At 46.6% G+C, this 15,443-nt stretch carries 11 protein-coding genes; 4 read left to right on the top strand and 7 right to left on the bottom strand.

Going from position 1 to position 15,443, the window contains the following annotated elements; translation table 11 throughout:
• The first annotated feature begins 50 nt into the window (after window positions 1-50).
• Complete coding sequence (locus R7M92_RS01020; protein WP_213966411.1) at window positions 51-695, top strand: START domain-containing protein; 645 nt, start codon at window positions 51-53, stop codon at window positions 693-695.
• An 80-nt stretch (window positions 696-775) separates the two neighbouring features.
• Here R7M92_RS01020 and R7M92_RS01025 read toward each other — a convergent pair whose 3' ends face one another.
• The gene (locus R7M92_RS01025; protein ID WP_181881329.1) at window positions 776-2,530 is read right to left on the bottom strand and encodes a hypothetical protein; all 1,755 of its coding nucleotides are present in this window, start codon (window positions 2,528-2,530) and stop codon (window positions 776-778) included.
• A 427-nt stretch (window positions 2,531-2,957) separates the two neighbouring features.
• Here R7M92_RS01025 and R7M92_RS01030 point away from each other — a divergent pair, with 427 nt between their 5' ends.
• Both R7M92_RS01030 and R7M92_RS01035 read left to right on the top strand, forming a co-directional pair.
• On the top strand, window positions 2,958-3,911 hold the full coding sequence (locus tag R7M92_RS01030) for a M23 family metallopeptidase (RefSeq protein ID WP_053307982.1): 954 nt from the start codon (window positions 2,958-2,960) through the stop codon (window positions 3,909-3,911).
• Window positions 3,815-4,267, top strand: a complete 453-nt coding sequence (locus R7M92_RS01035; protein ID WP_080773744.1) for a bactofilin family protein — start codon at window positions 3,815-3,817, stop codon at window positions 4,265-4,267. The genes R7M92_RS01030 and R7M92_RS01035 overlap by 97 nt, the downstream gene beginning before the upstream one ends.
• A gap of 88 nt (window positions 4,268-4,355) precedes the next feature.
• Here the strand turns inward: R7M92_RS01035 and R7M92_RS01040 are convergent, their stop codons facing one another.
• Window positions 4,356-7,106, bottom strand: coding sequence for a M16 family metallopeptidase (locus tag R7M92_RS01040; RefSeq protein WP_318132510.1), 2,751 nt, complete (start codon window positions 7,104-7,106; stop codon window positions 4,356-4,358).
• A 364-nt stretch (window positions 7,107-7,470) separates the two neighbouring features.
• On the opposite strand from R7M92_RS01040, the gene R7M92_RS01045 reads away from it, so the two are divergent.
• A complete protein-coding gene (locus R7M92_RS01045; RefSeq protein ID WP_318132511.1) occupies window positions 7,471-9,357 on the top strand; it encodes a methyl-accepting chemotaxis protein in 1,887 nt (628 codons plus the stop codon).
• 117 nt (window positions 9,358-9,474) lie between these two features.
• On the opposite strand, the gene fecE is transcribed toward R7M92_RS01045, so the two are convergent.
• The 5 genes from fecE to pvuA all read right to left on the bottom strand — a co-directional run bounded on the left by fecE (window position 9,475) and on the right by pvuA (window position 15,407).
• On the bottom strand, window positions 9,475-10,239 hold the full coding sequence (gene fecE, locus R7M92_RS01050) for a Fe(3+) dicitrate ABC transporter ATP-binding protein FecE (protein ID WP_054575393.1): 765 nt from the start codon (window positions 10,237-10,239) through the stop codon (window positions 9,475-9,477).
• A 2-nt stretch (window positions 10,240-10,241) separates the two neighbouring features.
• Entirely contained in the window at window positions 10,242-11,213 is a 972-nt protein-coding gene (locus R7M92_RS01055) for a FecCD family ABC transporter permease (RefSeq protein WP_005383459.1), read from the bottom strand.
• On the bottom strand, window positions 11,210-12,169 hold the full coding sequence (locus R7M92_RS01060) for a FecCD family ABC transporter permease (RefSeq protein WP_370687806.1): 960 nt from the start codon (window positions 12,167-12,169) through the stop codon (window positions 11,210-11,212). The genes R7M92_RS01055 and R7M92_RS01060 overlap by 4 nt, the downstream gene beginning before the upstream one ends.
• 74 nt (window positions 12,170-12,243) lie before the next feature.
• On the bottom strand, window positions 12,244-13,167 hold the full coding sequence (locus tag R7M92_RS01065) for a Fe(3+) dicitrate ABC transporter substrate-binding protein FecB (RefSeq protein ID WP_213866676.1): 924 nt from the start codon (window positions 13,165-13,167) through the stop codon (window positions 12,244-12,246).
• 101 nt (window positions 13,168-13,268) lie between these two features.
• Window positions 13,269-15,407 (bottom strand): TonB-dependent siderophore vibrioferrin receptor PvuA, encoded by a 2,139-nt coding sequence (gene pvuA, locus R7M92_RS01070; RefSeq protein WP_318132512.1) that lies wholly within the window; start codon window positions 15,405-15,407, stop codon window positions 13,269-13,271.
• Window positions 15,408-15,443: the final 36 nt, after the last annotated feature.

The raw sequence follows: 15,443 nt of genomic DNA on the forward strand, positions 1-15,443 counted from the left end.
TACGACAAATCGTATAAACTTAAATTTAGGAAAAGTTGGCGGATACTAACATGATGTTGCATTTAAGAATGGGCGCCTTAACACTCGCCACATTGATATCCGCTGGTACTGATGCGAGCGCCAACGAGAACTGGCAGTTCGAGAGTGACAAGAATGGAATCACAATTTACTCCCGAGAACATAGTGACGGTTTAGTTGAGATCCGTGCCCGGATGTTCACACCCACCAGCTATGGTGCATTTTTAACGCTACTGGAAGACAGTGACAATATCCCGAACTGGATTGACAATGCCAGTCATAGCCGGGTTTTAAATCAAATATCGGCCACCGAGAACATCGTTTACACCCAGTTTAAAGCACCATGGCCTGCCAAAAATCGGGATATGGTCACCTACTCAAAGTACTGGGTCGATGAGCTGGGATTCACGATAGAAATCAAAAGCGCACCTGACTCATATATTGCTGAACAAAATGGTTATGTTCGAATTCGCTCGGTTGATGCGACTTGGGAGTTACAAAAACTCACAAACGATACAACACTCGTGGAATACAAGGCGTTTGCTGACCCCGGAGGTCTATTGCCAAACTGGCTGATCAACAAACTTTCAAAAGAAAGTGCATGGGCGACATTTAGTAACTTAAGAAAAGAGTTACCTGAATATCAGCAATACTCTCATTCTCAAATAGATGAGTAAGCGTCGCTCTTCCCACTCGCTTTTTAATGCGGTACATAATAACAAAAGGCGGCATATGCCGCCTTTTTCTACTCAATGTGTTACTGTTGTGCAACCGTTACAGGTTTAGTTGCACCACGGTAATCAAACTCAAAACCAATACCTTGGTCTGTCACGTCCATCGTCATACCACCAACAAGCTCGCCTTGTAAGCTTTTGACAACATCATCCGGAACCGGCTCCCCAGTGATTGACGACGCACTCTCTAACACTTCCAAAATACGTTCTGAATCAAAATCAAAGCTGAACAAGCCATTTGGAGAAAGTGATTGCGCCATCACTTCTTTGCTTGCTTCCGCAGCACTATCACCACTGTAAAGGGTGAAATGGTTTTCGTTTAGACGAGCAAACACGTCCACCTTCATGCCAGTATGCATTTCTAATAGGTCACTGACATTAACAGGTTGGTTATCCGGTTGAATTTGCAATTGAGCAAGTTCAGGAACGAACATTTGCGCAGTTTGAATAAGCATCATTGGATCATTGGCAGAAAGAGACAACATACCATCTAGCTGGCTAAATACTTCACCATGCTGAGCATTAGTATCTACTTTGATATCAAACATTTGTAGGCTTAAGCCTTTGAGGCCGTTAACCATGCCTGACCCCATGCTTACAGCGGCTGCTGGATTCTGGCCGCCCATCTCTTGCTGCATTTGTGTCAATAAAGAGCATTGATATTGAGGCTGGGTCAAGTCAGCCCAAATCTGACCAATCGATGGCGCTAGCGTATTAATGTCTAAACCAAGCGCCATACTAAAGAAACTCTTATCACTTTTAGACTCAGCCAATACACCACGAATCGACTTGAGCGCATCTAGAATCACTTTATTGTTGGACTCAACAACAAAAGAACCTTTAATGAACGCCTGATCGCCTTTCATCTTGTATTCTGCAAACGCGACGGACTGAGGCCAGTTTTCTGCAACTTGAGTAAGCTCAGTATGGCAGGCTGGTGAACGCATTTCCTCAATAGTTGGTTCAGGATCTATTGCATCCAACGTGCTGATTTGACGAGCAAACATATTGCCATCTTTCGTCGTCAAACCTTTAATCACTTCGCGATGATCAAAGTAACCAAAAGAGTTGTTGTTTTCACCGTATTTGGCTTGCAACGCCTCAAGGCGTCCACTGTCAGCAATATTTTGACTTGGTGCTTCAAGCCCTAATGCCATTTTAATCGGGTTTTGAACGCCCAGTTGCGGAACATCAACCGTTAACGTAAGCACGTTATCAACTACGGCTACAACCAAGCCAATACCGTCCTGCGGGTCAATTGAATCAGTCATCTCGTAACGACGATACTCGACGTCACCAAGCTTAACCAACTCATGCTTAGCGCCGCTCATCTGCTCTTCATGATCCAGTGTTTTCCATAACGCGGCAGGGTCTTCAATATCCACTTTGTACACCGGTACCATACCAATTGTGTACAACACAGGATTAATGTTTTCCCCGGTGCCCAAATAAGCTTTTAATGTTTCTGGCGACGCAGCACTCTCTAGGTATCCATCGAATAAATTAACTGCAAACTGCTGTTGTGGAGACAGTGGTTCATCGGCAAAAAGTTCTGCAATCGAGCCTTGGTTCGCCGTACCGAATGCGTTCATGTATTTATAATGGTTAAAAGGTTCTGTCTGATACGTCACCATAAGTGAATCTGCAGGAACTTGCGTTAACAGTGAGCCTGCATCACTTGCGGTAGTATTGTTTTGGTACAGGTAGCCAGCGCCCCCTGCAGCTGCGACCACTGCTGTAGCCAATAGTAGTTTTTTCACGACCAACTCCGTTGTCATAGTTATGTGTTCCTAACCGAAATGTAACGCTTAGGTTTAAAGCCAATGAATAGTGCTTTATATCAACCGCTATCATAAACAAGTTATCGATGTAATGAATGTCGGTTTGATAAATTATCCAACATTTATAAGGCAAACCGTGAAGTAAGTTGAATTGCGTGCGGATGCTATTGGCAATATTCACAATCCAATTTCTCGGATAACCGCCTTAAAAATCATAATATTCAGTTAAATGAAGCGATTTGGAGTAATTACGACCAAAATCAGCAGAATATTAAATCTTTATTGAGTCTTTTATCTAATATCTGAAAACGCCTCACGACCTGACACTTCTTTCCAATTTGCCTCTGGCAGTCCCTACTCGTTTTCCTTACATTCCTACTAACTCAGTGACGAGACGTATACCAAATACGAGCAATAGAAGACGATGAAAGACCAGTTGACGATCTCTATATCAACTATCAATGGCTCAAGACATTGGTACTTCAGTAAAAGGATGCAACGCAACATAAAAACGTTTTTCGTTTTTTTTGTTGTTGCTCTGGCCGCGACCGTAATCTTAATTCATCACTTGTACACTCGCGTTGATAATGCAGCGTTAAAACAAGCTGAATTGACAGAACATTCACGCACCATGGGTGAAGAGCTCAGCACACTGAAAACACTTAAATCAGAGCTAGAAAATGACCTTTCAGAACGGGAAGAACGGGTACAACTTGTTTCGGAACGTTTGGGTGAATTAGAGAAAGTGCTTGGGGTTGGAGAACATACCTCGACAAATAACTTGGATGCTAGGCTCGATGCGGCGGCGATAACCTCAAACGTTCGCATGGTGTTATTAAACCAAATACCAAGTGGCTCTCCAGTCGGCAAGGTACGGCTATCTTCCGGATTCGGTAAGCGTATCCATCCGGTGACAAAAGTTGCCAAGATGCATCGTGGGCTCGATTTTGCCGTAAATATCGGCACCAAAATTTATGCCCCTGCCGATGGGGTAGTGGAAGTCACCCGCCGCAGTAATAAAGGCTCTGGTAACTTCCTCAGGCTGCAACATTCTTTCGGTTTTTCGAGTTCTTATTCGCACTTGAAAGCGTTCAAAGTAAAAAGTGGTCAGTTCGTCAAAAAAGGGCAGCTGATTGCAATTTCCGGCAACAGTGGGCTCTCTTCTGGCCCTCACCTGCATTACGAGGTGCGATTTGTTGGGCGAGCACTGAATCCGAAACCATTTGTCGATTGGAGCCTTAATGATTTCGAAGACATTTTTACTAAGGAGCGAAGAATACGATGGGAATCTTTAATCAAAACAGTGGAACAACGAGTAGCTCAGCAGCTTCAACTCTCATCGCCAAAGGCTGTTCTCTTAGCGGAGAACTCAAAGTAGAAAACGATGTCCAGATTGATGGCATCGTCGATGGTCAAATTAACGTGGAAGGCACTCTCGTTGTCGCAGAAAGTGGGCGAGTAAACGGTGAAATCTATGCTAAACAGCTGATCATTAATGGCATGATGGACGGAAACTGCCACGCAGAGCACATTCAAGTACTTGCCAAGGGACGCGTAAGCGGTAGGATCTGGAGCAATAACCTCAGCATTGAACCTGGTGGCAAATTCTTTGGTGAAGCAGCCGAATTACCTGAAAAGGAAGTGGTAACGTTAAAGGGTAAGGCTCAAGACAGTGCGATCACAAAAGAAAACAACACCAACAATGAAAAGCGACTTGCGCGTAAATCAGCATAAAACGCTTTGATTAAAGTGCTTAAAAAAGACGGCTTTCACGCCGTCTTTTTTATTACTATTGCCACGATTTTCGTCAGAAACTACGTGATTATTCGGCCGGATTTAAAACCATCACCGAGCGTTTTGCTTGTGGACCAAAAGCTGATTTTGCATGCGCTTTCACTTCATCTAACGTCACACTTTTAGCCACTTTCTCAACGTCAAGTAACACATCGACGCCGTAATCATGCACCAAATAACGAGTATATGCCCATGATCTCTGTGCTGGGTTGTCATCCAACCCTTGCATCGCGACTGCCAGTTGTTTCGCGGCCGTATCCACTTCTTTTTGGGTAATATTTGACGCTAAACCATCAAACACTTTGCCCAGTTTACTCTCTAAAAGTGCCACGTCTTCGGGCTCGACTTGAGACTCCAAGAGCCAATCAGAGATGGGTTCGCGATCTTGTGTCATGGTGTAAATGCTCGGGCTGTAATCAAGGCTAGACTCTTCTCGCACAATATCCAAAACACGTGCATTACTAATACGTTGCAAAATATCTTCGATAACCGTGTCTCTTGCCGTACGTTGGTAATCGCTCGTATTAGTCAAACGCATTACATACAACGATGAAGGTTCATGCCCATCCGCAACCACAGTTCGCTCCGGCACTTCCGGGTTAAACGCAACGTGATAATCAATCGAACGACTCGGTTTCATTTCGATAGAGGCCATATACTTACGCAAAAGTGGTGTAATTTCTTCCGGCTCTACGTTTGCAACAATAACCATCTTAAAACCATCATTGGTTTTGAAAAGTTGCTCATGCACCGCTAGTATCTGCTCAGAAGTCACTTGTTCAACATCATCACTGGACACTATACGATGACGACTACCCGGCAAATAAGAATTGCCGTTTGCTTTTTGAATCAGTTTTCCCATCGGTGATTCAAAAAAAGCGCCGCTCTGCTGTTTAAACTCTTGCTTCGCTGCTGCCATCTGGCGCTCGTCGACTTTAATCTCCGTCGCTAGGTTGTATAGTCCATTCAAAGCATCAGTTAGGTGCGTATTTGGCGCCGTAATTTGTGCTCCGTGACTGGTCGCATCAAGCATCGCGCCAAGCGCAATGTTGTTTTTGCGTAAGTAGCTATCTAGCTCTGAACCAGAAAATGCCCCTAACCCACTGCGTATTGCCGTTGTTGCTGCGATTTCATAAGCGGCATACAACGTCGGATCAACAGCGGCTTTACCACCTTGGCTCGCATAGTAAATATACGCTCGACCACCCGCTTTAGTATCTTTTTGGAACCACACTTCGACACCGTTTGATAGCGTATAGACTTGAAAACCACCCGCTTCCTGACGCATGCTCGTGATGCTGCCTTCCTGGGTAGGCTTTAAGAATCCATCCACTTTGTCATACATCTCTAACGGTTTTTCGCCAGTTTGAAGATAGGCACTGTTTAGAGCGGCAAATACACCATTGAACTGTTCTGACGTTTCGCTTTTCCCCAAACCAATAAAAAAGCTTGGCTGCTGAGATAACAAAGCCGTCAATTGTGTGTTAATGCTCTCTAAATTCTCGTTGTTGATGAATTCTGCCAAACTCTGGGCATAATTCTCTTTTGATTGGCTGACACTGTCTTGTCCAATTTGAAAAACACGTGCTTCTGCGTAACTGTTTGGCTTGCGCTGACTCCAATCTGAATCAATATTTGCAAGTTCACCTTGCCAATTTGACATAACGCTATCTAACTCGGATTGAGTCGCACCATAATCTCTCAACGACGCCAAGGTACGAATGAAAGTCTGGTGCATTTGTTCGCGGCGATCTGGTGCAAACGAAATCCCTGCCGACGTCATACGCTGATAGTTAGAGTAATAGGGCTCTGCATAAGCGTATTGAAAAGGTTCAGCGGCATCACTGAGTACACGGATCAAACGCTGTTGAATGAGTTGTGTTGCTACTTCATCACGCCACACTTCATGTTGTTGCTCAATCGTCGTGCCGCCACTTAGACCACGCTCAATCACTAAATGAAGACTTGGTGATTCCATCGTGTTACTTGGCAAGATTCTGTTTTCGTTGTTCACTCGAATATCACGGCGCTTCTCTATTAGCGTATCCGAGGTACTTTCCCAGTTCGAGAACTTGCTTTTGATAATCTTGGACAGTGAATCTACGTCGATATTACCAGTCACAATCAACTCGGCATTTTGTGGCTGGTACCATTTGTCGTAAAACGCCTTTAACTTACTCGAGGAAGCATTTTGAATCGCTTCGCGAGTACCTATTGGGTCATGCTCACCATACATAGTGCCTTCAATCGAGGCTTGGTAAGCATGCATAGAAAAGGACTTATCATCCGGATTAGCACGTCGCCATTCCCCGAGAATCACCCCTTTTTCTTTCTCTACTTGCTCAGGAGCAAACTCAAGTCCGTTACCGATATCTCTCATCCACTTCAGGGCATCTTCTAGCTTCGTATTATTCGCAAGGTCAAGTTGGTAAGACGTTTGCTGATAACTGGTAAAAGCGTTGATATCAGCGCCAAAGCTACCACCAGATTGCTCGAAAAGTTTAACAACGTCGTTACCGGTAAAATGCTCACTACCATTAAACGCCATATGCTCAACAAAGTGAGCGTAACCCTTTTGAGAAGATGTTTCTTGGAATGAGCCGATATTCATCACCAAACGGACCGAGACTTCTTGGTCTTCTGTTGGATAAAGATGGTATTTCATACCGTTCGATAACTGGTCCACGTGCCAGTTGGCGTCAGGTTGAATCGGCGTCGACTGTTGTATCAGAGCACACCCTGACACTAATAACGCGGGGACTAACAATATACTGCGCATAACGATTGCCCATAACAATGATTAAGCTAATCAATATATATCCGGTGCTATAACCTTCACATTTTTAATGGATTATCAGACGCGCAAATGTGATAAAGATCACCTTTTATTGAAATCAATTCTCATTTACAAAAATCGACAAATCCTTACTTTACAAATACATAAATAATATCGTTCCAAATCCTTTTGCTTATTTGATGTAAAACTCAAATTCGCGACATGGAGTCAGTATTTATTTTGAGCAATAAAATATAATTATTGAACAGATTCGAATCTAACTTTCTGCTGCATATTCAACAGCGCAGAGAGCACTGATGAGAATAAAAACACAACAACTATTATTCAAAGATCTATTATTCGCTTTATGTTCAAAAATCTATCATTAAAAAACAAACTGGCAATCTCTGCCAGTGCCGCCATCATTCTAGGGGGAGTGCTGGTAGAGGGGCTGTCTTTTCGAGATTCATTAAATAGGCTCGATGTCGAAGTCGCACAGCGACTAGAAAGCACTAGCGCATCTTACAATCAATACGTAAAGGACTGGCTACTCTCTAAAGAGCGCGCACTAACTTCACTCTCTTCTGATTCAGAGAAACGTTCTCTGGTTACGCATTTGAAACAAGTCCGAGACTCTGGCGCGTTCGATAACGTTTTCCTCGCTTACCCGGACGGGTCACAAGACAACGCTAATGGGGTGGTTTTGCCACCAGGTAATAACGATCCTCGCAAGTGGGGCTGGTACACCAACGCCATTGCCAATCCATCGAAAGTCTTTATGGATAACCCGACCGTTGCTGCTGCAACTGGTGCGAATGTGGTGTCGCTCGGTAAAGCCCTGCAATTGCATGGTCAAACCGTCGTTCTGGGTGCTGACGTAGAGATCGGTGATATCCTGAACAGTCTGAACCAAGTGATCCTACCGGGTGCAGGTTATATGTTTATTGCCAATGAACAGGGCAATATTTTCACTCATAACAACGGTAAACTGCTGAATCAACCGGTTAGCAAGCTAGGCCTCAACAACAACGACATTACGTCTGCCGCACGTTCAGGTACAGAGCGTCGCGTCTCTATTAACGGCACCGAATATGTGATTTACGCGCGCCACATAGAGGGTACCCAGCTCACAACAGTGACGGTGTTAGATCAAAACTCGTTGGTTGCCCCACTCTACGATGCTGTTTGGGATCAGATCATCGCAACCACCATCGTCGTCGTTATCTGTGTAGCTTTGTTTAATCTGCTATGTAACATCTTGTTCCGTCCGCTCTACAACGTTTCGAATGCGCTTGCACAAATCGCAAACGGTAGCGGCGACCTAACTCAACGCATCAAAGTAGAAAACCGTGACGAAGTTGGTGAGCTGGCTGAAAACTTCAACCAGTTCGTTGAAAGTTTGCAGCAACTTATTGGTCACATTCGTCACCAAGCGGAAGAACTGAGCCAACAATCGGAGCTGAGCACGACTCGCGCGAATCAATCGGTTTCCGATCTGAACCATCAGCAACAAGAAATCACTATGGTGGCGACCGCTGTGACTGAAATGGCATCGGCAACGCAAGAGATTGCAGCACATGCAGAGCAGACGGCTAAAGCCGCTCAAGACTCTTCAGCAAGCACACAAAATGGTCATGAGTTAGTGATCAACTCCAAGTCATCCATCAACAATTTGTCTTCTGAAGTCAACCAAGCGAGCGTTGTCATCGGCGAGCTCAACCAGCACGCGCAAGACATCTCAACCGTACTATCAACGATTCGAGACATCGCAGAGCAAACCAACTTACTGGCTCTGAATGCGGCGATTGAAGCGGCGCGTGCAGGTGAACAAGGTCGCGGTTTTGCCGTTGTTGCAGACGAGGTTCGCGTGCTATCACAACGCACACACACCTCAACCGAAGAGATTCGCTCGACGATCGAGACCTTGCAGCAAACCACACAACGCGCAGTGGCCATCATGGATACAAGCTCTCAGCTCGCGCAAGGTTCGGTGGAAGATGCTGATCGCGCAGCACTGGCTCTGGATGAAATCAACGCGGCCGTTGCGCTGATCAGCGATATGGCAACGCAAATCGCGACCGCCGCCGAAGAGCAAACGCACGTAACCAATGAAATCACGCAAAACGTCACGTCCATTAAAGATGTGACCGATCACTTGGTAGTTGGTGCCGAAGAATCGATGAATCAATCTGCTGAGCTGAAATCGCAAGCTGAGGATCTCAACTCGAAAGTAGCAACATTTAAACTGGCTTAAACGCCACATTAAGGACGCTCTTAAAAACAACAAACCCCGCTAGCGACTTTGTTACTAGCGGGGTTTGTTTTTATGGATCGACGTTTTTATTGCAGATAGCTTTCGAAAGACGTAAACCTACACCGCCACACACATCGGCGTGCCTGAGATTGGGTCGTTAAATACTCTCGCTTGTAAATCAAACACCGATGCCAACATACCTTCTGTCAGTACCTCTTGCGGTGTTCCCTGCGTGACTAACTGACCTTTTTCCAACACCACCAAATGATCGCAGTAACGGCACGCTTGGTTTAGATCGTGCAGCACTACGACCACTGTTTTGCCTTTGTCGTTCATCTGCCTCATGAGTTTCATCAGCTCAACTTGGTGAGAGAGATCCAAGTAAGTGGTTGGCTCATCAAGCATCACTACGTCGGTATCTTGCGCCATTACCATCGCAATCCACGCCCTTTGCCTTTGACCGCCAGACAGCGATTCAACTGGCTTGTCAGCAAACTCAATCACGCCAGTATCTTGCATTGCTTGCTCGACTAAGGTCTTGTCTTGTTGACTTAACCGGCCCCAATGAGAGAGATAAGGCGAGCGGCCATATTCGACCAGTTTTCTGACGGTAATACCTTCAGGACTGACAAGAATCTGCGGCAGCAAAGACAACGAACGCGCCAAGCGTTTATCACCGTAGCTGCTTAGTGGTTTGTCGTCATACAACACTTGGCCAGAAGCGGGTTTATTGATGCGTACCAAGGTTTTTAATAGTGTCGATTTACCGCAACCATTTGGACCAACTAGTGCGGTAATTTTACCTTGAGGAATCGACAAAGAGAGATCTGGAATGATGGTCTGTTTGCCGTACGCGACGGATAAGTTCTGCGTTCGTAACATGCTTACCAACCTCTATAACGATACAAAAGAAAAATGAAATATGGTGCGCCAATAACAGATGTCAGCACTCCCGCTGGTAGCTCAATTGGTGGCTGTAAGCCTCTCGCTAAACCATCGGCGCAAATCACCAACAAAGCGCCAAGGGTTGCAGCGGCTGGAATCAACAACTTGTGGTTGTGGCCAAACAGCAAACGCGCAAGATGCGGCGCAAGCAGGCCAACAAAGCTGATCGTGCCTGCCACAGACACACTGATACTCGCCAATAGCACGGCAGCAATCAACGCAAGAATTTGGATCTGTCTTGGTTTCGTGCCAAGTGTAGTGGCGCTTTCTTCTCCCAGTCCCATAACATCTAGCCGCCAAGCCAGCCAAAACGCCAATGGTAGTAGCAGCAATAGAGCACTCCAAATAAACGGCACTTGTTGCCAATTTCGTCCCCACAAACTGCCGGTTAGCCATACCATCGCCGTGTTGATTTCGATAGGGTGCACAATCAGAAGAAAATCGATACCGCTGGCTAAAAATGCGCTGACAGCAACACCAATCAGCGCCAAACGTGCTGGTGTTGGTTTCGACCAGTAAGCCAGCACAGCAATAAAGCCAGCAGCAAGCAAGCCTCCCGCCATGGCGACCATCGGCAACATTGCCACTGGCGCATTCGGATACAGCACCAAACAAGCGGTAGCGGCCAGTCCTGCTCCGGCGCTTATCCCCATTAAATCTGGTGAGGCAAGTGGATTACGGATGACGCCTTGAACTAAAACGCCTGACAGCCCCAACCCAGCGCCCACGCCAATGGCGAGCAACATTCTCGGTAATCGATATTGGTGAATCACAAAGTCCGAGTCAGAGAAAGAAAACAGTAATGCAAAAACCTGTTGAGCCGACATGTTCGCCGCACCAACAAACAGCGTGAGAGAAGACGCAATCAGCAACAATCCAACTAATGCAAACAGTTTGGTTTGATTCATCATGATGATTTCCTCATTGCAATCGCGATAAAGCAAGGTGTGCCCAACAGCGCGGTAATCACGCCCACTGGCGTTTCAGCCGGAAAAGCAATCGCTCGTGATAAAGCATCTGACCACGTCACCAATGCCGCGCCACACAAGGCGGAAACCGGAATGAGAATGTGATAGTTGTGACCAACAATCGGGCGTACCAAGTGCGGCACTAACAACCCGACAAAGCCAATTGGCCCAGCAATCGCTACGCTAGTTCCTGCCAACAGCACAACCGCTAAACCACTGATAAATCGCGTAAGACGAATGTTACCACCTAGCCCAACAGCAACTTCGTCCCCCAACGCGAGTAAATTTAAGTTTCGCGCTAAGCCCATGGCGAGCACCAAACCTAAAGTCGCAAAAGGCCACAGTTGCTGCCACTGCTCAGAATCTACCGCGGAGAGTGAACCCGTTAACCAATGCAACACGCTGTAAGCCATGTCATCCGCCAAAATTACCGACGCACGAGTTAACCCTATCAGCAGTGCACTGATGGCAATGCCCGCTAGCACTAAACGCAATGGGTGAGAACGCGCGGAAAAAAAACCGCCCAACAACATGACCGCACCACCACTTAGTAGCGCGCCGAGTACTGCGTTGATGATTGGGTTCAATTGACTAAAGAATGGTACGCCGATGGACGCCAAGGCCATAAAACAAGCCGCACCAGCATTAATGCCGAGAATGGATGGCGACGCCAAAGGGTTACGAGTCAATCCTTGCATCAGCACTCCGGATACCGCAAGCGAAGCGCCAATTAATAACCCAGCATAGGCACGAGGCGCACGCAGCGTCGCGAGGATTTGATGCAGCATATTGCCCTCATCAAACGCAAACCAATAGCTTGTCAGATCATTAACGCTCAAAGAAAAGTTGGACCAGCCAATCATTGAGGCTGCATAGCCTGAGAGCGTACACAACGCCATAGCACAGACAAACAAGCTCGCTTTCCAATGCGATTTGCTAACCGAAGACGCGCTTTCCGAGCTTATCGCCGCACTCATGAGCGCTCCAATAACGCTTCAAGATTGCGGGCAATTTCTTCCGCAGCCAACATGCCGCGATTTAACGACCACAGTTCAGGAGAAACCTCAACAAGTTGCTGTTTTTTCGCAGCAGTTAGCAACTTAAACAATGGATTTTTGCGCCACTCATCCACAATATTTGGTTGAGAGTAAAGTCCAACTAACAACCAATCAGGGTTGGTTTTTAGTAAAAGTTCGAAACTGGTTGGGATATACGCTTTTTGCTCAGATGGAGCCAGCGGGCTTTGGATGCCCAGCGTACTCAAAACGCCCCCAGCGTAAGAAACCGGGCTATGCAACCACATCCCTTTGTCAGAAACCACACCAAACTGAATGGTTTCTTGTGTTGCAAAATGCTGTTTGAACTCCGCCATTGTCTGTTTGTGCTGCTCAATTCGTTGTGTCATTTTCGCTTGTTTGCCAATTGCCACGCCGATTTTGTGTGCGGATTCGAGATTTTCTTGATATGTCTCACCACGGCTTTTTAACAGCAAAGTTGGCGCAATTCGCTGCAAATCTTGATAAATCGCGCGATGACGTTCTGCATCAGCAATGATCAAATCCGGCTTGAGCACCGCAATCGCCTCTAAACTCGGTTGCGAGCGCATGCCGACCGATTGCCAAGGACCAACCTTGGCACGAACAGCAGGAATGACTCGTGTGACATCGTTGTCATCGGCGACGCCTACAGGTGAGACATCGACTGCCGCTAATGCATCGACAAACGAAAATTCTAAAACCACAATACGTTGAGGTATCGCTTCTAGCTCAAAAGTGCCTTGCTCATCTTGCACGCTGCGCGCCTGAGAAAATGCGCTAAATGACATCAAAGCTGAGCTCAACAGCATCAGCAAAACGGTTGAAAAGTGTTTGATCGTAAATTGTTTTTTATTTTTCATCTTGCTTTTTTCCAGTGCTAAGAGTTTTCCATTACCTAAGATCGGCAAAGTCGCCAAGGTAAATTGGCGACTTTTCTTTTCAAACTCGGTGAACGAAACGCTTAAAACTGATAGTTCAGATCCAGTGTGTAAGAGCGTCCCGGAGCTGGGTACCGACCAACTGGGCTTGTATCAATCCCGCGGAAGTAATACTCCTCGTCAAACAAGTTGTTCACCGCAACATTCATGCGTAACTTGCCTTTGTCGTCTTTGTATAAATCCGTCCCCAAATTGAAATTCCACACCATGTAAGATGGTACTTTACCCGTTGCGCCTGTTGCATCTTCGGCACTGGTGTTGGCGTTATCGGTATACGAGTCACTGAAGTAGAAGCCCGATAGCGTGGTGTCCATGCCGTAAAATGCGTAGGTTGCATCCCAACCAAGCTGATGCTTAGAGGTGTAAGGCAGTTGATTACCTTTATTCGCGCCTTCTTCTTCAAGCGTAGCGTCTAGATAGTTGTAGCTTGCGCCTAAACTCAGTGCAGGTAGTGCTTCAGGCACGTAACGAGCAGAAAGCTCTATGCCTTGGTGAAGTGTTTTTCCGATGTTATCGAAGGTCTGCGTTGAGCTTTGCCATTGCAATTGATCCTCAAAGTCGATGCGATAAAGTGCAGCGTTAAAGCTGGTCGCATCTTGGGTGTAACGCGCGCCGACTTCGTAGTTCCAAGCCAGTTCGCTACCTTCTTCACCCAAGCCTCGGATGTAGGCAATTTGTGGCGCACGAAGTGATTTTTGCGCGTTCGCATACGTCACCCACTGATCAGTTAAGTTGTATGCCACCGTCAAACCTGGCAACCATTCCGTCACGGTGTTGTCTGCTGTTTGTTTTTTACCACGATCGGTAAACGTCATTCGAACCGACTCAACACGCAACCCAGGCGTTACCTTCAATGTATCATTGAACAAACCAATTTCGTTGCTAACGTATCCAGCAAACGCGTCCGTATCTAAATGCCAATCACGCGGAACGCTGGTTGCACCACCGGCGATTGGAGTCTGAGTGAGTTTGTAGTCGATGTCTTCGTTAACATAACGGGTACCCACGATCCAGTTTTGAGTAACGGATTTACCTTCGCCAAAGTACATCGCCATTTTTGGCTCTATACCATACACGGTAAATTCACGTGGAGAGGTACGAACGTCCGTCGCTGGCAGAGCCGGATCCGCCCAATGGCCACCCGCGCTGTTAAAGCCCCACTTGAAAAGACGCTCTGACTTATGGCCAAACGTTAGCACTTCTAGCTCAGCACTGTCGGCAAATGGCAAATCGTGGATGTACTTAACACTCCAGCGCGTCGACTTACCTTCATAATCATCGTAAGGACGTTTCGATTGGTGACGATCTTGCTCGTAATCTTGTGGCGAAAGTGCGCCCGGCATTTGCGTTTCAGCATCGTAACGTTGCAGGAATGCTTGAATCTCTTGAGTGTCACTCAGTAGCCACTGTGCTTTGGCTTGGAAGTTCTTCACGTCCGTATCGGAATTTTCACGGAAGCTTTCACCTTTTAGGAAGTTACCTTCCAACTGTAGTGCAAATGTGTCGCTTAACCAGCCGCCCGTGCGTAGGTAAAAATCATTCAGCGGCGCATCACCGCCATCAAACACGGTAAGGCGGTTACTGATTTCAGTTTGCCACGTGTGTGGAATCGGTTTGGTCACTAAGTTGATCACACCACCGACGTTGTTTGGGCCGTACTGTACTGCAGCACCACCGCGTACAATGTCAATACGATCAAGCATCGACAGTGTTGCTGGGAAGATAGACTGACCAGTGTGACCATATGGCGCAAGTGTTAGCGGTACACCATCCATCAAGAACTGAGCATGACCACTACGGCTTGCTTTCAAACCACGTACGGAAATGTTAGGCAATACGCCCGTTCCGCTTTCATCCTGAACTTTAATACCCGGCACGCGCTGTAGCGCGTTATCAATCGAGCCTGCGGCGGTTTTCTCGATTTGATCGCGGGTAATGACGGTACGAGCACCTGGGTACTCTTTGACGTCTTCAATTTCAGATTTACCAATCACGCTACCAGTGACAACGACGGTTTCCATCGCGGTAGTTTGTTCTTTTTTAGCAGGAGCGGCAACCGCGCTCATGGATGTGGCAGAAGCGATTGCAATCGCAAGCACACTGTAAGTGGTAGACAAACCAGCACGTACACGCACTTTACCATCCAAATTCTGGTAAGACATTAAGATCTCCTTTGCGAGAAATTGAGCCTCGGGCAG

The organism is Vibrio sp. Vb2880, from assembly GCF_033337975.1.
In the GTDB taxonomy this organism is placed as follows: Bacteria; Pseudomonadota; Gammaproteobacteria; order Enterobacterales; family Vibrionaceae; genus Vibrio; species Vibrio alginolyticus.